Origin of the sequence: Salmonella sp. NW884 (assembly GCF_051700745.1) — a bacterium.
Taxonomy (GTDB): Bacteria; Pseudomonadota; Gammaproteobacteria; order Enterobacterales; family Enterobacteriaceae; genus Salmonella; species Salmonella enterica.
The window spans coordinates 49,075-70,289 of sequence record NZ_JAMMDE010000010.1; the positions used below are offsets into that span (position 1 = coordinate 49,075).

The following is a 21,215-nucleotide window of genomic DNA, read 5'->3' on the forward strand; positions in this document are numbered from 1 at the left end:
AATGCGACAGGGACGCTTATGTATTTCTGGAGTAAATCACCATGTCTGAAGGCTGGAACATTGCCATTCTGGGCGCAACGGGCGCCGTAGGCGAAGCCCTGCTTGAAACACTGGCTGAACGCCAGTTCCCGGTCGGTGAAATTTATGCGTTGGCGCGTCATGAAAGCGCGGGCGAGCACCTCCGTTTTGGTGGCAAGTCGGTCATTGTCCAGGATGCGGCGGACTTTGACTGGACGCAGGCGCAGTTGGCGTTTTTCGTTGCCGGCGCAGAGGCATCGGCTGCCTGGATAGACGACGCGACTAATGCAGGTTGCCTGGTGATAGATTCCAGCGGTCTGTTCGCGCTGGAGCCTGATGTGCCGCTGGTCGTGCCGGAAGTTAACCCGTATGTACTGGCGGATTACCGTAACCGTAACGTGATTGCGGTCGCCGATAGTCTGACCAGTCAACTGCTGGCGGCGCTCAAGCCGTTAATCGATCAGGGGGGACTGTCGCGCATCGCCGTCACCAGTATGTTATCAGCGTCCGCACAGGGGAAAAAAGCGGTCGATGCGCTGGCCGGACAGAGTGCGAAGCTGCTTAACGGCATACCGATTGATGAAGATGATTTCTTTGGCCGCCAGTTAGCGTTCAATATGCTGCCGCTGCTGCCGGATCGTGAAGGCAGCGTGCGCCAGGAACGTCGTATCGTCGATGAAGTGCGTAAAATTTTACAGGACGATGGCGTGATGATCTCCGCCAGTGTCGTGCAGTCGCCGGTGTTCTATGGCCATGCGCAGATGGTGAGCTTTGAAGCGCTCCGTCCGCTGGCGGCGGAAGAGGCGCGCGAGGCGTTTTCCCGCGGTGAAGATATCGTACTGTCAGAAGAGACGGATTACCCGACGCAGGTGGGCGACGCTTCCGGCAATCCACAGCTTTCTATTGGCTGTGTGCATAATGATTACGGTATGCCGGAACAAATTCAGTTCTGGTCAGTGGCGGACAACGTGCGTTTCGGCGGCGCGCTGATGGCCGTTAAAATTGCGGAGAAGCTGGTGCAGGAGTATCTGTACTGATGTCCGGACAGCAATCATCGCCGGTCTATAAAATTGCGCTGGGTATTGAGTACGACGGCAGCAAGTATTATGGCTGGCAGCGTCAGAATGAAGTGCGCAGCGTGCAGGAAAAGCTGGAAAAAGCGCTCTCGCAGGTGGCAAATGAACCTATTAACGTGTTCTGCGCCGGGCGTACCGATGCCGGCGTTCACGGCACCGGGCAGGTTGTCCATTTCGAAACGACCGCATTGCGCAAAGATGCGGCATGGACGCTGGGGGTAAATGCGAATTTGCCTGGTGACATTGCCGTGCGCTGGGTGAAAACTGTACCGGATGATTTTCACGCGCGATTTAGCGCTACGGCTCGCCGTTATCGCTATATCATCTACAATCATCGACTGCGTCCTGCGGTATTAGCAAAAGGCGTGACGCATTACTATGAGCCGCTGGATGCAGAGCGGATGCATCGCGCGGCGCAGTGTCTGCTTGGCGAAAATGATTTTACCTCGTTTCGCGCGGTGCAGTGCCAGTCGCGCACGCCGTGGCGTAATGTGATGCACATCAACGTTACCCGCCACGGCCCTTATGTGGTGGTCGATATCAAAGCGAATGCCTTTGTTCATCATATGGTCAGGAATATTGTCGGCAGCCTGCTGGAAGTAGGCGCTCACAACCAGCCGGAGAGCTGGATCGCAGAGCTGTTAGCGGCCAGGGACAGAACGCTGGCGGCGGCAACGGCGAAGGCGGAGGGGCTATATTTGGTTGCGGTGGATTACCCTGACCGGTTTGACCTTCCAAAACCGCCAATGGGCCCGCTATTTCTGGCGGACTAATCCGAATCGTACACCCGAAACGTGTCGGGTAGAAAGGCAAAGACAAATATGGACCTGATCTACTTTATTATTGATTTTATTCTGCACATCGATGTGCATCTGGCGGAGCTGGTCGCGGAGTACGGCGTCTGGGTGTACGCTATTTTGTTTTTGATTCTGTTTTGTGAAACCGGCCTGGTCGTCACGCCGTTCCTGCCGGGCGACTCGCTGCTGTTTGTCGCCGGGGCGCTGGCTTCGCTGGAAACCAACGATCTCAATGTGCATGTCATGGTGGCGTTAATGCTGATCGCCGCAATTGTCGGCGATGCGGTAAATTACACGATTGGTCGACTGTTCGGCGAAAAACTGTTCAGTAATCCGAATTCGAAAATTTTCCGCCGCAGTTATCTGGATAAAACCCACCAGTTTTATGAAAAACACGGCGGTAAAACTATCATTCTCGCTCGCTTCGTGCCGATCGTCAGAACCTTTGCGCCGTTTGTGGCAGGGATGGGGCACATGTCCTATCGGCATTTTGCCGCTTATAACGTCATCGGCGCGCTGCTGTGGGTGCTGCTCTTTACCTACGCCGGTTATTTCTTCGGTACGATACCGTTGATTCAGGATAACCTTAAGCTGCTGATTGTGGGGATTATCGTGGTTTCGATATTACCTGGCGTCATTGAGATTGTCCGGCATAAGCGCGCTGCGTCGCGTGCCGCAAAATAGAAAGTAACTCAGCGGTTCGACCACTTTTTTATCCAAAGTTTCGGGCTGTTATGTTTTAATGTGCAACATTCATGGTCTGTTGGGGGCAAAAATGGCATTATGCGCCCCTTATAATAAAGCTGACTAAGGTTCAGGCAGAAAGGTCACCAATGAGCTGGATTGAACGAATTAAAAGCAACATTACTCCCACCCGCAAGGCTAGCATTCCTGAAGGGGTGTGGACCAAGTGTGATAGCTGCGGTCAGGTTTTATACCGCGCTGAGCTGGAACGTAATCTTGAGGTCTGTCCTAAGTGTGACCATCATATGCGCATGTCGGCGCGCAATCGCCTGCATAGCCTGTTAGATGAAGGTTCCCTTGTGGAGTTGGGTAGCGAGCTGGAGCCAAAAGACGTGCTCAAGTTCCGCGACTCCAAAAAATATAAAGACAGACTGGCGTCCGCGCAGAAAGAAACCGGCGAGAAAGACGCGCTGGTGGTCATGAAAGGGACGCTTCACGGTATGCCGGTTGTCGCCGCCGCGTTTGAATTCGCGTTCATGGGCGGCTCAATGGGGTCTGTCGTTGGCGCACGCTTCGTTCGCGCCGTTGAACAGGCGCTGGAAGACAACTGTCCGTTAGTGTGTTTCTCTGCTTCCGGCGGCGCGCGTATGCAAGAAGCGTTGATGTCGCTGATGCAGATGGCGAAAACCTCTGCTGCGCTGGCGAAAATGCAGGAACGTGGTCTACCCTACATTTCGGTATTGACCGATCCGACAATGGGCGGCGTTTCCGCCAGTTTTGCGATGCTGGGCGATCTCAACATCGCCGAGCCAAAAGCCCTGATTGGCTTCGCCGGCCCGCGTGTTATCGAACAAACCGTTCGTGAGAAGCTCCCGCCGGGATTCCAGCGCAGTGAGTTCCTGATCGAAAAAGGCGCTATTGATATGATCGTCCGCCGCCCGGAAATGCGCCTGAAGCTGGCGAGCATTCTGGCGAAGCTGATGAATCTGCCCGCGCCGAACCCGGACGCCCCGCGTGAAGGCGTGGTGGTGCCTCCGGCGCCGGATCAGGAGTCTGAGGCCCGATAACTGAAAAGGGCAGGGCCGCAGGCTCTGCCCTTTTGCTTTTCACCGTAAAGAAGCAGCGGAATCAATGAAAAACAAATCTATACCTCAAGCTGCGTCGCCCCTGGCCTCGTGGCTTTCTTATCTGGAAAACCTGCACAGCAAGAGTATCGATTTAGGCCTTGAGCGCGTAAGCCAGGTGGCAGCGCGTCTGGACATCCTCAAGCCTGCGCCGTTCGTTTTTACCGTTGCGGGAACCAACGGCAAAGGTACGACCTGTCGAACGCTGGAGTCGGTGTTAATCGCGGCGGGATACCGTGTGGGCGTCTATAGTTCACCTCATCTGGTACGTTACACCGAGCGCGTGCGCGTGCAGGGGAAAGAATTAGCGGAATCCGCGCATACCGCGTCCTTTGCGGAAATAGAAGCGGCGCGCGGCGATATTTCATTGACCTATTTTGAATATGGCACGTTGTCGGCATTGTGGCTGTTTAAACAGGCTAACCTTGACGTGGTGATTCTGGAGGTCGGGTTGGGCGGGCGCCTGGACGCCACGAACATTGTGGATGCCGATGTAGCGGTAATTACCAGCATCGCGCTTGACCATACTGACTGGCTGGGGCCGGATCGCGAAAGTATCGGCCGCGAGAAGGCCGGGATTTTTCGCGCGGAAAAACCCGCTATCGTCGGCGAACCGGAAATGCCGGCAACCATCGCGGATGTCGCGCAGGAGACCGGCGCGCTGTTGCGGCGTCGCGGCGTTGACTGGCGTTATGAGGTGACAGCGACCCACTGGGCGTTTACCGATGGCGACGGCACGCTTGCCGGACTGCCGTTGCCGCAGGTTCCCCAGCCGAATGCCGCCACCGCCCTGGCCGCGCTGCGCGCCAGCAGGTTGAACATTGACGAGCAGGCGATTCGCGACGGTATTGCGCAGGCTACCTTGCCGGGACGTTTTCAAATCGTGAGTGAGTCGCCGCGCGTTATCTTTGATGTCGCCCATAATCCTCACGCGGCGGAATACCTGACGGGTCGTCTGAAAATGTTGCCGAAACGCGGGCGCGTGCTTGCGGTGATTGGTATGCTGCATGATAAAGATATCGCCGGCACGTTAGCCTGGTTGAAAAGCGTGGTTGACGACTGGTATTGTGCTCCGTTAGAGGGGCCGCGCGGCGCGACGGCGGAACAACTTCTGGAACATCTGGGGAAAGGGAATGTCTATGATAGCGTCGCGCAGGCATGGCAGGCCGCTATCGACGCGGCGCAGCTAGAAGATACCGTGCTGGTGTGCGGATCATTCCACACCGTCGCACATGTTATGGAAGTGATAGACGCGGGGAGAATCGGTGGCGAGTAAGTTTCAGAATCGTTTAGTCGGCACGATTGTGTTAGTCGCGCTGGGGGTTATTGTGCTTCCCGGTCTGCTGGACGGACAGAAAAAGCATTATCAGGATGAATTTGCTGCGATTCCACTGGTACCGAAGCCTGGCGACCGTGATGAGCCGGATATGATGCCGGCCGCAACGCAGGCGCTGCCGACACAGCCGCCGGAAGGGGCGGCTGAAGAGGTGCGGGCGGGAGATGCGGCAGCGCCATCGCTGGACCCGTCGCGCATGGCGTCTAACAATGTTGAGCTTGATCCGATACCGGCGGAGACGCCTAAACCGAAGCCGGTTGAAAAGCCGAAGCCGCAGCCTAAACCGCAACAGCCGGTTGTCGCCGCTTCCACGCCGACGCCCGCGCCGCAACCAGTCGCCGACGATAAACCTGCGCCGACCGGCAAAGCCTATGTCGTACAGTTGGGCGCGCTGAAAAATGCGGATAAAGTCAACGAGATAGTCGGCAAGCTTCGTTCCGCCGGGTTCCGGGTTTATACTTCCCCCTCAACGCCGGTACAGGGTAAAATAACCCGTATTCTCGTTGGGCCGGATGCGTCGAAAGATAAGATGAAAGGATCGCTTGGCGAGCTCAAGCAGATTTCCGGGTTAAGCGGCGTGGTGATGGGATATAGCCCGAACTAAGGCGCGTTTTGCCTGAGCACGCAGCGTTAAGGCCTACGGTGTTCACCTGGTAAATAGCCGAAGTTCTGTAGGCAGGATAAGGCGTTTACGTCGCCATCCGGCAGAAGGAATAAACCTGGTATCCTGCGCTTATCAGGCCGATGGCAGCTCTTCTGGTCGTGCCCGAAGAGATAAAAAGTGTGATGGCGTTGAATATTTTTTCAGCGCCATTTTTATTTACGCGTGGGAAGGAAATCCCTACGCAAACGTTTTCTTTTTCTGTTAGAATGCGCCCCGAACAGGACGACAGGGCGTAAAATCGTGGGACATCTATGGTCTGGATTGATTACGCCATTATCGCGGTGATTGCTTTTTCCTGTCTGGTTAGCCTGATCCGCGGCTTTGTTCGTGAAGCGTTATCGCTGGTGACGTGGGGTTGTGCTTTCTTTGTCGCCAGTCACTACTACACTTACCTGTCTGTCTGGTTTACGGGCTTTGAAGACGAACTGGTTCGTAATGGGATTGCTATCGCGGTACTGTTTATCGCGACGCTTATCGTCGGCGCTATCGTGAATTTTGTGATAGGTCAGCTAGTAGAAAAGACCGGCCTGTCGGGAACTGACCGGGTGTTGGGGATCTGTTTCGGCGCACTGCGAGGCGCGCTGATTGTCGCCGCCATTCTGTTCTTCCTTGATACCTTTACCGGCTTGTCGAAAAGCGAAGACTGGAGCAAATCGCAGCTCATCCCGCAGTTCAGCTTCATCATCAGATGGTTCTTTGACTATCTGCAAAGCTCGTCGAGTTTCTTGCCCAGGACGTAACAGGTTCTGAGATGTGGCTTAACGAGGAAAATGACGTATGTGCGGTATTGTCGGTATCGCCGGTGTTATGCCGGTCAACCAGTCGATTTATGACGCGTTAACAGTGCTCCAGCATCGTGGTCAGGATGCTGCCGGTATCATCACCATTGATGCGAATAACTGCTTCCGCTTGCGTAAGGCAAACGGGCTGGTGAACGATATTTTTGAAGCTCGCCACATGCAGCGTTTGCAGGGCAACATGGGGATTGGCCATGTACGCTACCCTACCGCAGGCAGCTCCAGCGCTTCGGAAGCGCAACCTTTTTACGTTAACTCGCCGTATGGCATCACGTTGGCCCATAATGGCAACCTGACTAACGCGCACGAGCTACGTAAAAAGCTGTTTGAAGAAAAGCGCCGTCATATCAACACCACCTCCGATTCCGAAATTCTGCTCAATATTTTCGCCAGCGAGCTCGACAACTTCCGTCACTATCCGCTGGAAGCCGACAATATTTTTGCCGCGATTGCCGCGACTAACCGTCAAATCCGCGGCGCCTATGCCTGCGTGGCGATGATTATCGGCCACGGCATGGTGGCTTTTCGCGATCCGCACGGCATTCGCCCGTTAGTGCTGGGCAAGCGTGACGTTGGCGATGGTCGTACGGAGTATATGGTCGCTTCTGAAAGCGTGGCGCTGGATACGCTGGGCTTTGAGTTTCTGCGCGATGTCGCGCCGGGCGAAGCTATCTATATTACCGAAAAGGGGCAACTGTTCACGCGCCAGTGCGCGGATAACCCGGTCAGTAATCCCTGCCTGTTCGAGTACGTTTATTTTGCTCGCCCGGACTCCTTTATCGACAAAATCTCCGTCTACAGCGCTCGTGTGAATATGGGCACCAAACTTGGCGAAAAAATCGCTCGTGAATGGGAAGATCTGGACATCGACGTCGTGATCCCTATCCCGGAAACCTCCTGCGATATCGCACTGGAAATTGCCCGTATTCTCGGCAAGCCGTACCGCCAGGGATTTGTCAAAAATCGTTACGTGGGACGTACCTTTATCATGCCGGGCCAACAGCTACGCCGTAAATCCGTGCGCCGTAAGCTCAATGCTAATCGCGCGGAATTCCGCGATAAGAACGTCCTGCTGGTGGATGATTCCATCGTGCGTGGCACCACATCAGAGCAGATCATCGAGATGGCCCGGGAAGCCGGCGCGAAGAAGGTTTATCTGGCGTCCGCCGCGCCGGAAATTCGTTTCCCCAACGTCTATGGCATTGATATGCCGACCGCCAATGAGCTGATCGCGCATGGTCGCGAGGTGGATGAGATTCGGCAGATTATCGGCGCAGACGGGCTTATCTTCCAGGATCTGAACGATCTGATCGAAGCCGTACGCGCGGAAAACCCGGATATCCAGCAGTTTGAATGTTCGGTATTTAACGGGGTATATGTCACCAAAGACGTAGACCAGCAATACCTCGACTTCCTGGATTCATTACGTAATGACGACGCCAAAGCGGTGCTGTTCCAGAACGAAATGGAAAACCTGGAAATGCATAACGAAGGCTAATGGCTTTGCCAGCGGCGCGATGCCGCTGGCCGATGTCAATTACGTACCACGCCGAAGCGAATAGCGTATTTTTGTACTTTGTACTGTAACGTGGTGCGCGATACGTTAAGGCTGCGGGCCGCGGCGGCAATATTCCCCTGATGCGTATCCAGCGCGGTTTCTATTAAATGCCTTTCGTAGTTGGCAACCCGTACCTCCAGCGACCCTTCATACTGCGGATCGGGTGACGAGGGAAGGGGATTTTCCGGCGCGGTTTCCGGTACGCCTAAATTTAACTCGTCCTGTTCAAAAATGATGTGTTTCAGCAGCCCGTCTTTTTCCTGCATGATCATACTGCGTACAATCGCGTTTTCCAGCATCCTGACATTACCCGGCCAGGCGTGATTGAGCAGATCAGCACGTGCCGTCTCGCTTAATCCGTGAATATCCTGCGGCACATCATTACGGTATTTATCAATAAAATAATTCGCCAGTAAGGGAATATCTTCCGGGCGGGCGCGCAGTGGCGGTAACGTCAACATTCCGACGCTCAACCGATAAAAAAGATCCGCCCGCAGGCGTTCTTGTTGAATTAATTTGACGGGCGCTTCGTTCATGGCGGCAACGATCCTGACATCAGAGTGGAGTTGCTGTTGTCCGCCGAGCCGCCAGAAGGTTTTATCCTGCAAGAATCGCAGCAGCTTACTTTGCATTTCTATCGGCATGGCGTTCAGCTCATCAAGAAAGAGCGTTCCCCCGTTTGCCAACTCCAGATAGCCCTGGCTATTTTCCGCGCCAGTATAGGCGCCGCGCACGGTGCCGAAAAGCGTACTTTCGATAAGCGTAGGCGGTAGAGCGCCGCAGTTCAGGGCGATGAAGGGTTTATTCGCCCGCTTGCTGCATTGATGTATCAGGCGGGAAAATAGCTCCTTACCCGTACCCGTCTCCCCGACAATCGTCACCGGAATATTACTGGCGGCCAGCCGTTTGGCTTTGGCGATATTACTGAGCATTTCCGGGTTTTCGGTAATAATGGCATGGTGCTTCTCATGGCGATCGGCATACAGCAGTTGGTTCAGTTCTACCACCTGCTCCTGGAGCCGCCTGACGCCGGACATATTCCTGCCGATTTCGATAACGCCGACCATGCCGCCATCGCTTGCATAGAGCGGTGCGGTGGTGTGCTGATAGTCAACGGCCTGGCCTCGCGCATTGTAATAAATTTGATAATGGCCAATGTATTCCACGCCTTTTTTTAACGATGAAAGCATCGTACTTTGCGTCTCTTTCATGCCCGGATAGACATCCAGCATATGTTTTCCCATTGCCCGTTCAATGCTGTAGCCGTCCAGATCCGCGCTTTCCTGATTGTAGTAAACGTATTCACCACGCTCATTAATGACGGCCAACGGCTGATGAATCAAATCGAAAAAGCGGGAAAACATCCTGAGCGCCGAGGCCAGTTCCTGATTGGTGGATGCCATACATGCATTCCTTATATCTATTGTTCATGTTGCCATTATAAAAGTGACGAATTTTCGTCGTTGTGATGAATAGCAAACTCAATGACGAAAATGAGAAATAGCTTATTTTTATAAGTAATTGATTATTTTGATAAAAAATAGTGGCATGCCTTTTGCTTTATCCCTGTAAAGAATGCGTATTTTTACCATAAACATTAAGCAGAGGGCGTTATGACTGACTCGATTATGCAGAATTACAACCAGCTACGTGAGCAGGTAATCAACGGCGATCGCCGTTTCCAGCACAAAGACGGTCATTTGTGTTTTGAAGGGGTCGATCTGGACGCTCTGGCGCGCCAGTACCCCACGCCGTTCTATGTGTTTTCTGAGCCGGAGATTATTCGTAACATTCATGAAATCCAGCAGGCATTTGCGGCGCATAAAAATACCAAAACCTTCTTTGCGTCAAAAACCTGCTCGGTCATGGGGGTATTGAAAGCCATTCGTGACGCCGGAATTTGCGCGGAGGCAAACTCACAATATGAGGTTCGCAAGTGTCTGGAGATAGGCTTTCGCGGCGATCAGATCGTCTTCAACGGCGTGGTGAAAAAGCCTGCCGATCTGGAATATGCCATCGCTAACGATCTGTATCTTATTAATGTTGATAGCCTGTATGAGCTGGAACATATTGATGCCATCTCTCGCAAGCTGAAGAAAGTCGCCAATGTTTGCGTCCGCGTAGAGCCGAATGTTCCCTCGGCGACGCATGCGGAACTGGTTACCGCTTTCCATGCGAAGTCGGGTCTCGACCTGGAACAGGCGGAAGAAACCTGCCGCCGCATTCTGGCAATGCCTTATGTGCATTTGCGCGGCTTGCATATGCATGTAGGCGATCAGGTGCCGGAGTCAGAGCCTTTCGCAAAAGCGACTAAAGTGCTGGTGGATGAATCCCGTCGCCTGGAAGAGGTGCTCGGTATTAAATTTGATTTGATTAACGTGGGCGGCGGAATTCCGGTTCCCTATAAATATGACGACGAGAATGGCGACCCGTTAAAAGATAATATGTATGCCGGTATTACCGCCCAGGATTTTGCCGATGCGGTCATTCGCGAAGTGCATAAATGGCGTACCGATGTGGAAATATGTATTGAACCGGGACGTAAAGTGACCGGGTCGGCGGCGGTTTTACTTACGGAAGTCTCCTGCGAAAAACGTAAAACAAATTACGATCTTAACGGCAATGTGGAATGCCACGTTGAATGGAAATTTGTCGACGCTGGTTACAGCGTACTTTCTGACAGCCAGCATTTTGACTGGTTCTTTTATGTCTATAACGCCTCTCGCATGACGGCAGCGCACGACGCCTGGATAAAATTAGCCGGGCCGCTGTGTGATGGCGGGGATTATTTCCACATGGGAGTGAAAGGCGAAGAGTTTTTACTGCCGAAGGAGACTCATGTTGGCGATATTGTCGCGTTTCTTGATGCCGGGGCATACACCATTGAAAGTCAAACCGTTTATAACAACCGTCCGCGCACGGGCGTGGTGATGATCGATAAAAATGGTGAGACGCGTCTGATTCGTCGGGAAGACAGTTACGAAGATATGGTCAAGTACGACATTTATTAATACTGTTTTGGGCTTCAGTTTCATGCTGAAGCCCGTCGTCAGATGATAAGAAGAGGGCAGTGATGCCTGAATGCATAACAGGAGATGGCCATGAGTAACACGAATTCTGGCTTACTTGGCATCAAAGACATTGTCTTTATGAATGTCATCGCTATTCTGAGTTTGCGGCAAATCCCTAACGTGGCGCCTTACGGGGCATCGGCCATGTTGTTATGGGTGATAGCCGCATTCTGCTTGTTTTTTCCTTTAGCGATGGTATGCGGCGAGCTGTCAACCGGCTGGCCGAAAGATGGCGGGATATTTGTCTGGATTAAAGAGGCATTTGGTAAACGTATTGCATGGATTGTCGTGGTTTGTTTTCTCTTTTCCTGCGTACTGTTTTTCCCATTAATGCTGCAATTCGGCTTTACCGCGTTGGGCTATATGATCGGCGGCGGCCTGGCGGAAAATAAAGCATTTATCGGTATTGGTTCCGCGGTAATTTTCTGGCTATTAACGCTGATGAATATCCGCGGGATGGAATGGACAAAAATTATTAATAGCATCAGCGCCTGGTGCGGCGTATTTATTCCCTCCGCCATCCTCATTTTACTGGCGGTGGTATGGCTATGTACCGGACACCAGATGCAGACGGACTACACTACAGCGAAAAACTGGATTCCGGATCTCGGACACTGGGATACGATCGTTTTCTTATCCAGCATGATGTTTGCGTTTGCCGGACTGGAGGTCGCCCCGATGATTGCCGGGCGTACCCGTAATCCACAGCGTGATTTTCCGCGAGCGATGGCCGTCTCCGCCGCCGTTATCGTTGGGATCTATATGGTCGGCACCTGGGCGCTAAACACGCTTTTACCCGCCGGGAAAACCGACATTGTGGCAGGCGTCATGCAGGCTATGCATGCTGCTGCGGATACGCTGCATATGCCGTGGTTAATTCCTGTTATGGCCATCTGTATGTTTTTTGGCGCTCTCGGGCAGATTAACTCCTGGCTGGTGGGGCCGATTTATATGCTCCAGGAAGCCTCGCGTGAAGATAATCTGCTGGGGGACCGAATCGGCAAATTACATCCGGTGTGGAAAACGCCCGCCTTTGCCTTGACTGTACAGGCGATTATTGTCACGGTCCTGTGTTTTTCGACTTTTATTTCGCCAAGCGTTGCGGCGGCTTACTGGATGTTAACGGCGCTAACGACCATCACCTATTTTATTCCTTACCTGGTGATGTTCCCGGCGTTCTGGCGTTTACGTAAGACTCAGCCGGATACGCCAAGAAGTTTTAAAATTCCGGGCAAGGTTTTACCGGCTATTTTACCCGCGCTGGGCTTTCTTTCTATCGCCTTTGCCGTTGCGCTGTTATTTATTCCGCCTTCTCAAATTGATATGGGCGGATATTTCCAGTACGCCGGGAAAATTATTGGCGGAGCCGTGCTGGCGGTTGTCGTCGCGGAGTACATTTACCATCGGGCGCAGAAACGTAATGCCCGTTTAAGCATGGCGGGAGGAAAATAAAATGTATATGCCAGTTCTGGAAATCAATCTACGCAAGCTGGAAGAAAACGCCCGCACGGAAAAAGCTCTGCTGGCAAGCAGCGGTATTGACGTGATGGCTGTCAATAAAGTTTTTGACGGCTGCGTGGAAACTGCACAGGCGGTGTTCAACGGCGGAATTACCGTTATTGCTGAATCACGAACCTATAATTTGAAAAAAATACGCGAGACAGGATGTACGACTTGCCTGTTACGCAGCCCGTGTCTGAGTGAAATCGAAGATGTGGTGCGCTACGCGGATATTAGTTTAAATAGCGAGCCGGTGGTATTACGGGCATTATCGCAAGAAGCCCAACGCCAGGGGAAAACGCATCAGGTATTACTGATGGTGGATATGGGCGATTTACGCGAGGGTATCTGGTTTGGTGAATATCAACGCATTCTTGAGACCGTGACTCTGATTACTGGTCTGCCCGGTCTGGAATTATATGGACTGGGCACCAACTTTAATTGTTACGGCACCGTGTTGCCAACGGTAAAAAATGGCGAGGATTTTCTGGCGCTGGCCGCCCGGCTGGAAGCCGACAGCGGTATTCCTGTCCGGCGGCTTTCTGCGGGAAACTGCACCAGCTATCACCTGCTGGATAAAGGTATCTGGCCGCAGGGACTGAATCATCTGCGCATCGGCGGACTGCATGAATTCGGCATTGAATATGTGGACATGAAATACCTGAATGAATTTCACCACTCCGCAAAACCGGTAGATAAAGCCTGTTCCGATATGTATATCCTGGAAGCGGAAATCATCGAACTGAACAGTAAACCTACCGTCCCGGTCGGGGAGCTGGGCGTCGATGCCTTTTTGCAAAGTAAAACCTTTGTCGATCGTGGCATACGCCGACGCGCATTGCTGGCGTTTGGTCGCCAGGATGTGCCGTCGGATAACTGTGTGCCATGCGACGACGCTATCACTATCTTAGGGCAAACCAGCGATCATACGCTGGTGGATATTGAAGATTGTCGTCAGTCGCTAAAAGTAGGCGATGTGGTTCGCTTTGAGCTGGATTATACGGGCCTGTTAATGGCCTGCCAGACCAAAGGCGTCGCCTGGAGGTTTACGCGTTAACGCATAACCGCCGCGGCTATGTCGCGGCGGCATCTTTGACCTCACGAAAGACAGGGAGTAACGATGGATACCCTGCAACAATCTCCGCCAGCAGAGCCTGAAGGCGGTCTGCGGCGTAACCTGAAGAAGCGGCACCTGCTGATGATGTCGCTGGGCGGCACGATTGGCACCGGCTTATTTATCGGCATTGCCGAACCGTTAAGCAGCGTCGGGCCGGCGGGAACCTTACTGGCCTATCTGTTTGCCGGAACCATTATGCTGGCGACGATGATGTGTCTTGGCGAATTATCATGCGCTTTTCCTCACTCCGGTTCATTTCAACATTACGCGCTGATGTTTATGCCGTCACCTTGCTGGAGCTATACCATTGGCTGGCTTTACTGGTTTAGCTGGGTCTTTTCCCTGGCGGCCGACCTCACTGCCGCAGGGTTTATTGCTCACCAGTTTTTCCCCGCGGTTCCGGTATATATGTTCTGCCTGGCGATTCTGCTCATCCTGACGGCCATCAATCTTACCTCCGCAAAAAGTTTTGGCGAATGCGAATACTGGCTTTCGGCCATTAAGGTCTTCGCGATCGTGCTGTTTATCTGCGCGGGCGGGGTCATGATCTACTCGCTAATGGGCCATAGTGACTGGCACCCGACGTTAAAAACAGACGGAATGTGGTTTCCACACGGTTGGGAGCAAATTGTGGTCTGTATGACGATCGTGATTTACTCCTTCCAGGGGGTGGAACTGGTAGGAAATGCGGCAGGGGAGACTGAATCGCCGCACATTATTTTACCGAAAGTGATCCTGGGGATCGGTCTCAGAATCATTTTGTTTTACGGCCTGGCGATTGCGGTGCTGGCGCTGGTCTATCCGCATGAACTGACGCCAAATGGACAAAGTCCCTTTGTATGGGTATTCTCCCACGCGGGCATTCCGGGGGCGGATACGCTGATGACGCTGGTAATCTTTTCCGCCGCGGTTTCTGCCGCTAACTCGGCCATTTACGCCAGTTCGCGCATGCTGTGGTCTATGGCGGGCGATCGCTTTGCGCCAGCCTGCTTTGGTAAAACGAACGGCGGCGGCGTGCCGGTGTATGCTATTTTAATCACGGCCTTGCTGGCGTTGGTGTCGTTGCTGACCCGCTATATTCCCGCACAGCAATTTTATTTATATCTGATCGCCAGTACCGGGCAGGTGGGTTGCCTGGCATGGATAACCATTGGATGGTGCCAGTATCGCTTCCGGCAATCGGTGCGTAATGGCACGTACGCCAGCGATTTGCTACGCTATCGATCGCCGCTTTTCCCCTGGACGGCCCGATTTGTCATTATCACCAATTTTGCCATTATGGTCGGCACCTGGTTTAGTGAGCAGGGGGTAGTGATAATGTTGGTTGAGCTGGCTTTTATGATAGGGATTCTTTTGTCATGGTATCTCTTCAGACCCACTTTGAGCCGATTACGTAACACAGTGGGATGAACGGCGCTCGTAAACGGTAAGAGAACATGAAACGACTCATTGTAGGAATTAGCGGCGCCAGCGGAGCGATTTATGGCGTGCGCTTATTACAAATTTTGCGCGATGTCGATAGCGTGGAAACGCATCTGGTGATGAGCCAGGCGGCCCGGCAAACGCTGGCGCTGGAGACCCATTTTTCGCTGCGCGAGGTGCAGGCGCTGGCCGATGTGACGCACGATGCGCGCGACATTGCCGCCAGCATTTCTTCGGGCTCTTACCCGACGGCGGGAATGGTTATCCTGCCCTGTTCGATTAAAACGCTGTCGGGGATTGTCCACAGTTATACTGACGGACTGCTTACCCGCGCGGCGGATGTGATATTAAAAGAGCGGCGACCTCTGGTGCTGTGTGTGCGCGAAACGCCGCTGCATATCGGGCATTTGCGTTTAATGACCCAGGCCGCTGAGATAGGCGCGGTGATTATGCCGCCGGTTCCGGCTTTTTATCACCTTCCTCAGACGTTAGATGATGTTATAAATCAAACGGTTAATCGAGTACTGGATCAGTTTGACATCCCCCTTCCGCACGATCTTTTTGTTCGCTGGCAGGGCGCATAGCGTTGTCTGTTTAGCGTGCATTATTGTCCCTGTTGCCCTGTTTCAGGGCAATTTTGTAACCGCGATCATATCCTCAACATTTAATTCGTTAAAAGCCGCCGAAACGCTGCGGTTCAACCGTCATACCTGCTATCTTCAACATCAGGACAATATTGCAACGTTTTATTAACAAATTTAACGTCGAATCGTTTTGCTGACGTGAAAATGGCATAAGACCTGCATGAAAAAGTCTGCAAACACACAACGCCACGTAAAACATAAGAAAATGACGCTACTTGAGGGGTATGTATGAAGAAGACCGTTCTCGCTTTGTCTTTGCTGATAGGTCTGGGCGCGACGGCGGCCAGTTACGCCGCGCTCCCGCAAACGGTTCGTATTGGAACAGATACCACCTACGCGCCTTTCTCATCGAAAGATGCCAAAGGCGACTTTATTGGCTTTGATATCGATCTCGGTAATGAAATGTGTAAGCGTATGCAGGTGAAATGTACCTGGGTCGCCAGCGACTTTGATGCGCTTATTCCCTCACTAAAAGCGAAAAAAATCGATGCCATTATTTCATCGCTCTCTATTACCGATAAACGCCAGCAAGAAATCGCGTTTTCCGACAAACTTTACGCGGCGGATTCACGCCTGATTGCGGCAAAAGGGTCTCCCATTCAGCCGACGCTGGAATCGCTGAAAGGCAAGCATGTCGGCGTGCTGCAAGGGTCCACGCAAGAGGCTTACGCCAATGATAACTGGCGCACTAAAGGTGTGGATGTGGTGGCTTATGCCAACCAGGATCTTATCTATTCCGATTTAACCGCCGGTCGTCTGGATGCCGCATTGCAGGATGAAGTCGCCGCCAGCGAAGGTTTCCTGAAGCAGCCAGCGGGCAAAGAGTATGCGTTTGCCGGTCCTTCCGTGAAGGATAAAAAATATTTTGGCGACGGGACGGGGGTTGGGCTGCGTAAAGACGATACCGAGCTAAAAGCCGCGTTTGATAAGGCGCTGACCGAACTGCGCCAGGACGGAACTTACGACAAAATGGCCAAAAAGTACTTCGATTTTAATGTCTACGGCGATTGAGGGAAGGGGATAACGCGCCGCGCTGGGGAACTATCACGGTGCAAAATAGATGTTTTGCACCTTTTTGGTGCATAAGCCGTTGCGGAACAGGCGCATAAATGCATACTTAATCGATTTTTATGCAAAATAAACCGGCTGACAAGGTAGAATGCTTTGCCTTGTCGGCCTGATTAATGGCACGATAGTCGCATCGGATCTGTAAAGATCTCCTGGAAAGACAGTCTGTTGAGGATAGTTATGAAAAAACTGGCGTTATCCCTTTCTCTGGTGCTGGCATTTTCCAGCGCTACCGCAGCATTTGCCGCTATTCCACAAAAGATTCGTATCGGTACCGATCCTACATACGCACCGTTTGAATCCAAAAATGCACAAGGTGAATTGGTCGGCTTTGATATCGATCTGGCCAAAGAGCTGTGCAAACGTATCAACACACAGTGTACGTTCGTGGAAAACCCGCTGGATGCGCTGATTCCGTCTTTAAAAGCGAAGAAAATTGATGCCATCATGTCCTCGCTGTCCATCACTGAAAAGCGCCAGCAGGAAATCGCGTTTACCGACAAGCTTTACGCCGCTGATTCCCGTCTGGTGGTGGCGAAGAACTCTGATATTCAGCCGACCGTCGCGTCGCTGAAAGGCAAGCGCGTCGGCGTGCTACAGGGGACGACGCAGGAGACCTTCGGCAATGAGCACTGGGCGCCGAAAGGGATTGAGATCGTCTCTTACCAGGGGCAGGACAACATTTATTCCGACCTGACGGCTGGCCGTATTGATGCGGCGTTCCAGGACGAGGTCGCGGCCAGCGAAGGTTTCCTTAAACAGCCCGTCGGAAAAGACTATAAATTCGGCGGCCCGGCGGTGAAAGATGAGAAGTTATTCGGCGTAGGAACCGGTATGGGGCTGCGCAAAGAGGATAACGAGCTGCGCGAAGCGCTGAACAAAGCCTTTGCTGAAATGCGTGCTGACGGTACTTACGAAAAGCTGGCGAAAAAGTACTTTGATTTTGATGTTTATGGCGGTTAATCACCGTCGGTGCAGATAAAGCCCAAAGAATATTGACTGTCTGCATTGCCTGAGGGCGCTGTGCGTGTCAGGCCTACGGGGAGCATCGTAGGCCGGGCAAGGCACAGCCGCCATCCGGCGTGATGTGAGGCAAAAATGCAAAAGAGGCTTCTTACTTCACCACACACAACAGGACAGGCTGCATGTTGTACGGGTTTTCAGGCGTAATTTTACAGGGCGCGATCGTCACGCTGGAACTGGCGCTCAGTTCCGTGGTGCTGGCCGTGCTTATCGGTCTCGTCGGCGCGGGGGCGAAGCTTTCGCAAAACCGGGTAACGGGGCTTATTTTTGAAGGGTACACCACCCTGATTCGCGGGGTGCCGGATCTGGTCTTAATGCTGCTGATATTTTACGGATTGCAAATCGCGCTTAACGTGGTGACCGATTCGCTGGGTATCGACCAGATAGATATTGATCCGATGGTGGCCGGTATTATCACCCTTGGTTTCATCTACGGCGCCTATTTTACCGAAACCTTTCGCGGCGCGTTTATGGCGGTGCCGAAAGGCCATATCGAGGCGGCGACGGCCTTTGGTTTTACCCACGGGCAAACCTTCCGGCGGATTATGTTCCCGGCGATGATGCGTTACGCCCTGCCGGGGATCGGCAATAACTGGCAGGTGATACTCAAAGCGACGGCGCTGGTGTCGCTACTGGGCCTGGAAGATGTCGTCAAAGCCACGCAGCTTGCCGGTAAAAGCACCTGGGAGCCTTTCTATTTTGCCGTGGTCTGTGGACTTATCTACCTGGTATTTACCACCGTTTCCAATGGTGTGCTGCTCTTACTTGAGCGTCGCTATTCCGTGGGCGTGAAGAGGGCCGATTTGTGATTGAGATCATTCAGGAGTACTGGAAATCCCTGCTGTGGACGGATGGCTATCGTTTTACCGGCGTGGCGATTACGCTGTGGTTGTTAATTTCATCGGTGGTGATGGGCGGTCTTCTGGCGGTGATTCTGGCGGTAGGTCGCGTTTCCAGTAATAAATTCATCCGTTTTCCCATCTGGCTGTTCACGTATATTTTTCGCGGCACACCGCTGTACGTACAGCTACTGGTGTTCTATTCGGGGATGTATACGCTGGAGATAGTCAAAGGCACCGATCTTCTTAACGCGTTTTTCCGCAGCGGACTGAACTGTACCGTACTGGCGCTGACGCTGAATACCTGCGCGTATACCACGGAGATTTTCGCCGGGGCGATTCGCTCGGTGCCGCACGGTGAAATTGAAGCGGCACGGGCCTATGGCTTCTCGTCATTTAAAATGTATCGCTGCATTATTTTGCCGTCGGCATTACGCATCGCCTTGCCTGCCTACAGCAACGAAGTGATTTTAATGCTGCACTCTACGGCGCTGGCGTTTACCGCGACGGTGCCGGATTTGTTGAAAATCGCCCGCGATATTAACTCAGCGACTTACCAGCCGTTTACCGCGTTTGGCATTGCCGCCGTGTTGTATTTACTCATTTCGTATGTCCTGATAAGCCTGTTCCGTCGGGCGGAAAGACGCTGGTTGCAGCACGTGTCCTCTAAATAATTCGAGTAACATGATGTCAGAAAATAAATTACACGTTATCGATTTGCACAAACGCTACGGCGGTCATGAAGTGCTGAAAGGGGTATCGCTGCAGGCCCGCGCCGGAGATGTGATTAGCATCATCGGCTCGTCCGGCTCCGGTAAAAGCACTTTTTTGCGCTGTATTAACTTCCTCGAAAAACCGAGCGAAGGCGCGATTATCGTGAACGGTCAGAACATTAATCTGGTGCGCGACAAAGACGGGCAGCTCAAAGTGGCGGATAAAAATCAGCTACGCTTGTTGCGTACCCGCCTGACGATGGTGTTTCAGCACTTTAACCTCTGGAGCCACATGACGGTGCTGGAAAATGTGATGGAAGCGCCGATTCAGGTACTGGGATTAAGCAAGCACGACGCGCGCGAGCGGGCGTTGAAATATCTGGCGAAGGTGGGGATTGATGAGCGCGCTCAGGGCAAATATCCCGTCCATCTCTCCGGCGGCCAACAGCAGCGCGTTTCTATTGCGCGCGCGCTGGCGATGGAACCTGACGTTTTACTGTTCGATGAACCCACTTCGGCGCTCGATCCTGAACTGGTCGGCGAAGTGTTGCGCATCATGCAACAACTGGCGGAAGAAGGCAAAACGATGGTGGTGGTCACGCATGAAATGGGCTTCGCTCGCCATGTCTCTTCGCACGTTATTTTTCTGCATCAGGGGAAAATTGAAGAAGAGGGCGATCCGGAGCAGGTGTTCGGCAATCCGCAAAGCCCGCGTTTACAGCAATTCCTGAAAGGCTCGCTGAAATAAAAGAAGCCCGGCGGCGCATCGCTCACCGGGCAGGATACGGCGCTTTGGGAACTAGCGAATCACATCCGCCAGCGCCTCTTCTAAATCATACCAGCGAAATGCGAATCCGGCGGCTTCAAGCCGTTTTGGCAGCGCCCGCTGTCCGCCCAATACCAGCACTGACGACTCTCCCATCAATAAGCGAATTGCCGTCGCCGGAATGCGAATAATCGCCGGACGGCGCAGCGCGCGACCCAGCGCATGAGCAAAATGCTCATTATGGACGGGATACGGCGAGACCATATTGAAGGGACCGCGAAGATCGTTATCCAGCAGCCACAGAATGCCGTTGACCATATCGTCGATGTGAATCCAGGCCAGATATTGCCGACCATTACCCACCGGACCGCCGAGTCCGAGGCGAAACGGCGGAACCATTTTCCCCAGAATCCCGCCTTGCGGCGCCAGGACAACGCCGGTACGCAGCAGGCAGACGCGGGTCTGGTCGCTCTGCGCACGACAGGCAATCTGTTCCCAGCGGGCGCAAAGTTTATGCGTAAATTCGTTGTGCGGCGGCTCATCTTCAGTGACGACAACGTCGCCCAGATCGCCGTAATAGCCCGTGGCGGAGCCGGATATCAACACCGAGGGCGGCGTAGCGCTGGCATGAATTAAATCCACCAACTTTTGCGTGATAGCCCAGCGGCTTTGGCACAACCGTTCTTTTTGTTGCGACGTCCAGCGCTTGTCGGCAATCGGTTCGCCCGCCAGATTGATGATGGCATCAATCTCATTGAGGTGCTCACGTTCCGCCAGCCCTTTCCATAATGTCACTCTGGAATCGAGAATCTGACGCGCGTTATCGGGATTGCGCGTAACGACCGTCACCTGGTGCCCCAGTGTTAACAGCCGGGGAATGAGATGACGCCCTATCAGGCCCGTACCGCCGGTAATCAGAATCTGCATATGACCTCCAGAGTAGGGAGGATTTCCTCTTCCCTAATGTCAGGTTTTTAATACGAATAAGGGTGCCGGAC

The 21,215-nt window shown here is 53.0% G+C and carries 20 protein-coding genes; 18 read left to right on the top strand and 2 right to left on the bottom strand.

What is annotated here, in order from left to right; genetic code table 11:
* The first annotated feature begins 41 nt into the window (after positions 1-41).
* The 8 genes from NA197_RS18835 to purF all read left to right on the top strand — a co-directional run bounded on the left by NA197_RS18835 (position 42) and on the right by purF (position 7,994).
* The gene (locus NA197_RS18835) at positions 42-1,055 is read left to right on the top strand and encodes an aspartate-semialdehyde dehydrogenase (RefSeq protein WP_001289141.1); all 1,014 of its coding nucleotides are present in this window, start codon (positions 42-44) and stop codon (positions 1,053-1,055) included.
* Positions 1,055-1,867, top strand: coding sequence for a tRNA pseudouridine(38-40) synthase TruA (gene truA, locus NA197_RS18840; RefSeq protein ID WP_000016631.1), 813 nt, complete (start codon positions 1,055-1,057; stop codon positions 1,865-1,867). The genes NA197_RS18835 and truA overlap by 1 nt, the downstream gene beginning before the upstream one ends.
* Positions 1,868-1,915: 48 nt before the next feature.
* A complete protein-coding gene (locus tag NA197_RS18845; protein WP_000364318.1) occupies positions 1,916-2,575 on the top strand; it encodes a DedA family protein in 660 nt (219 codons plus the stop codon).
* 149 nt (positions 2,576-2,724) lie between these two features.
* Complete coding sequence (accD, locus tag NA197_RS18850) at positions 2,725-3,642, top strand: acetyl-CoA carboxylase, carboxyltransferase subunit beta (protein WP_064042908.1); 918 nt, start codon at positions 2,725-2,727, stop codon at positions 3,640-3,642.
* 64 nt (positions 3,643-3,706) lie between these two features.
* The gene (gene folC / locus NA197_RS18855) at positions 3,707-4,975 is read left to right on the top strand and encodes a bifunctional tetrahydrofolate synthase/dihydrofolate synthase (RefSeq protein ID WP_064042907.1); all 1,269 of its coding nucleotides are present in this window, start codon (positions 3,707-3,709) and stop codon (positions 4,973-4,975) included.
* Positions 4,965-5,639: a cell division protein DedD gene (gene dedD / locus NA197_RS18860; RefSeq protein WP_000157031.1), complete on the top strand. Its 675-nt coding sequence runs from the start codon at positions 4,965-4,967 to the stop codon at positions 5,637-5,639. The genes folC and dedD overlap by 11 nt, the downstream gene beginning before the upstream one ends.
* A 311-nt stretch (positions 5,640-5,950) precedes the next feature.
* Positions 5,951-6,439 carry a colicin V production protein gene (gene cvpA, locus NA197_RS18865; protein WP_000262102.1) on the top strand — a complete coding sequence of 163 codons (489 nt, stop codon included), beginning with the start codon at positions 5,951-5,953 and terminating at the stop codon, positions 6,437-6,439.
* 37 nt (positions 6,440-6,476) lie between these two features.
* Positions 6,477-7,994 (top strand): amidophosphoribosyltransferase, encoded by a 1,518-nt coding sequence (gene purF / locus NA197_RS18870; RefSeq protein ID WP_000334205.1) that lies wholly within the window; start codon positions 6,477-6,479, stop codon positions 7,992-7,994.
* Positions 7,995-8,029: 35 nt separating this feature from the next.
* Here purF and NA197_RS18875 read toward each other — a convergent pair whose 3' ends face one another.
* Entirely contained in the window at positions 8,030-9,457 is a 1,428-nt protein-coding gene (locus NA197_RS18875; protein WP_000168929.1) for a sigma-54 interaction domain-containing protein, read from the bottom strand.
* Positions 9,458-9,667: 210 nt separating this feature from the next.
* Here NA197_RS18875 and NA197_RS18880 point away from each other — a divergent pair, with 210 nt between their 5' ends.
* The 10 genes from NA197_RS18880 to hisP all read left to right on the top strand — a co-directional run bounded on the left by NA197_RS18880 (position 9,668) and on the right by hisP (position 20,199).
* Complete coding sequence (locus tag NA197_RS18880) at positions 9,668-11,065, top strand: diaminopimelate decarboxylase family protein (RefSeq protein WP_000132306.1); 1,398 nt, start codon at positions 9,668-9,670, stop codon at positions 11,063-11,065.
* A 90-nt stretch (positions 11,066-11,155) separates the two neighbouring features.
* Positions 11,156-12,577: an APC family permease gene (locus tag NA197_RS18885; RefSeq protein ID WP_000072512.1), complete on the top strand. Its 1,422-nt coding sequence runs from the start codon at positions 11,156-11,158 to the stop codon at positions 12,575-12,577.
* 1 nt (position 12,578) lies between these two features.
* Positions 12,579-13,682 (top strand): alanine/ornithine racemase family PLP-dependent enzyme, encoded by a 1,104-nt coding sequence (locus NA197_RS18890; protein WP_000281907.1) that lies wholly within the window; start codon positions 12,579-12,581, stop codon positions 13,680-13,682.
* Positions 13,683-13,745: 63 nt separating this feature from the next.
* Positions 13,746-15,152 (top strand): amino acid permease, encoded by a 1,407-nt coding sequence (locus NA197_RS18895; RefSeq protein WP_000380356.1) that lies wholly within the window; start codon positions 13,746-13,748, stop codon positions 15,150-15,152.
* 26 nt (positions 15,153-15,178) lie between these two features.
* Positions 15,179-15,748: a UbiX family flavin prenyltransferase gene (locus tag NA197_RS18900; RefSeq protein ID WP_000825682.1), complete on the top strand. Its 570-nt coding sequence runs from the start codon at positions 15,179-15,181 to the stop codon at positions 15,746-15,748.
* A gap of 288 nt (positions 15,749-16,036) precedes the next feature.
* Positions 16,037-16,819 carry a lysine/arginine/ornithine ABC transporter substrate-binding protein ArgT gene (argT, locus tag NA197_RS18905; RefSeq protein ID WP_000754418.1) on the top strand — a complete coding sequence of 261 codons (783 nt, stop codon included), beginning with the start codon at positions 16,037-16,039 and terminating at the stop codon, positions 16,817-16,819.
* Between the two features lie 237 nt (positions 16,820-17,056).
* Positions 17,057-17,839 carry a histidine ABC transporter substrate-binding protein HisJ gene (hisJ, locus tag NA197_RS18910; protein WP_000731868.1) on the top strand — a complete coding sequence of 261 codons (783 nt, stop codon included), beginning with the start codon at positions 17,057-17,059 and terminating at the stop codon, positions 17,837-17,839.
* Between the two features lie 182 nt (positions 17,840-18,021).
* Complete coding sequence (locus tag NA197_RS18915; protein WP_000965498.1) at positions 18,022-18,708, top strand: histidine ABC transporter permease HisQ; 687 nt, start codon at positions 18,022-18,024, stop codon at positions 18,706-18,708.
* Positions 18,705-19,412, top strand: coding sequence for a histidine ABC transporter permease HisM (gene hisM / locus NA197_RS18920; RefSeq protein ID WP_000569771.1), 708 nt, complete (start codon positions 18,705-18,707; stop codon positions 19,410-19,412). Before NA197_RS18915 ends, hisM begins: the two co-directional genes overlap by 4 nt.
* Positions 19,413-19,425: 13 nt before the next feature.
* Complete coding sequence (hisP, locus tag NA197_RS18925; protein WP_001293591.1) at positions 19,426-20,199, top strand: histidine ABC transporter ATP-binding protein HisP; 774 nt, start codon at positions 19,426-19,428, stop codon at positions 20,197-20,199.
* Between the two features lie 51 nt (positions 20,200-20,250).
* Here the strand turns inward: hisP and NA197_RS18930 are convergent, their stop codons facing one another.
* Positions 20,251-21,144: a TIGR01777 family oxidoreductase gene (locus NA197_RS18930; protein ID WP_001166274.1), complete on the bottom strand. Its 894-nt coding sequence runs from the start codon at positions 21,142-21,144 to the stop codon at positions 20,251-20,253.
* Positions 21,145-21,215 lie beyond the last annotated feature (71 nt).

What these genes read in the sequence shown, in the direction of transcription:
- hisP (WP_001293591.1), top strand. Translation starts at nt 19,426, where the DNA reads ATGTCAGAAAATAAATTACACGTTATCGATTTGCACAAACGCTACGGC.
- argT (WP_000754418.1), top strand. Translation starts at nt 16,037, where the DNA reads ATGAAGAAGACCGTTCTCGCTTTGTCTTTGCTGATAGGTCTGGGCGCG.
- NA197_RS18895 (WP_000380356.1), top strand. Translation starts at nt 13,746, where the DNA reads ATGGATACCCTGCAACAATCTCCGCCAGCAGAGCCTGAAGGCGGTCTG.
- purF (WP_000334205.1), top strand. Translation starts at nt 6,477, where the DNA reads ATGTGCGGTATTGTCGGTATCGCCGGTGTTATGCCGGTCAACCAGTCG.
- cvpA (WP_000262102.1), top strand. Translation starts at nt 5,951, where the DNA reads ATGGTCTGGATTGATTACGCCATTATCGCGGTGATTGCTTTTTCCTGT.
- truA (WP_000016631.1), top strand. Translation starts at nt 1,055, where the DNA reads ATGTCCGGACAGCAATCATCGCCGGTCTATAAAATTGCGCTGGGTATT.
- NA197_RS18835 (WP_001289141.1), top strand. Translation starts at nt 42, where the DNA reads ATGTCTGAAGGCTGGAACATTGCCATTCTGGGCGCAACGGGCGCCGTA.
- hisJ (WP_000731868.1), top strand. Translation starts at nt 17,057, where the DNA reads ATGAAAAAACTGGCGTTATCCCTTTCTCTGGTGCTGGCATTTTCCAGC.
- NA197_RS18890 (WP_000281907.1), top strand. Translation starts at nt 12,579, where the DNA reads ATGTATATGCCAGTTCTGGAAATCAATCTACGCAAGCTGGAAGAAAAC.
- folC (WP_064042907.1), top strand. Translation starts at nt 3,707, where the DNA reads ATGAAAAACAAATCTATACCTCAAGCTGCGTCGCCCCTGGCCTCGTGG.
- NA197_RS18875 (WP_000168929.1), bottom strand. Translation starts at nt 9,457, where the DNA reads ATGGCATCCACCAATCAGGAACTGGCCTCGGCGCTCAGGATGTTTTCC.
- accD (WP_064042908.1), top strand. Translation starts at nt 2,725, where the DNA reads ATGAGCTGGATTGAACGAATTAAAAGCAACATTACTCCCACCCGCAAG.
- NA197_RS18845 (WP_000364318.1), top strand. Translation starts at nt 1,916, where the DNA reads ATGGACCTGATCTACTTTATTATTGATTTTATTCTGCACATCGATGTG.
- NA197_RS18900 (WP_000825682.1), top strand. Translation starts at nt 15,179, where the DNA reads ATGAAACGACTCATTGTAGGAATTAGCGGCGCCAGCGGAGCGATTTAT.
- NA197_RS18930 (WP_001166274.1), bottom strand. Translation starts at nt 21,144, where the DNA reads ATGCAGATTCTGATTACCGGCGGTACGGGCCTGATAGGGCGTCATCTC.
- NA197_RS18880 (WP_000132306.1), top strand. Translation starts at nt 9,668, where the DNA reads ATGACTGACTCGATTATGCAGAATTACAACCAGCTACGTGAGCAGGTA.
- NA197_RS18915 (WP_000965498.1), top strand. Translation starts at nt 18,022, where the DNA reads ATGTTGTACGGGTTTTCAGGCGTAATTTTACAGGGCGCGATCGTCACG.
- NA197_RS18885 (WP_000072512.1), top strand. Translation starts at nt 11,156, where the DNA reads ATGAGTAACACGAATTCTGGCTTACTTGGCATCAAAGACATTGTCTTT.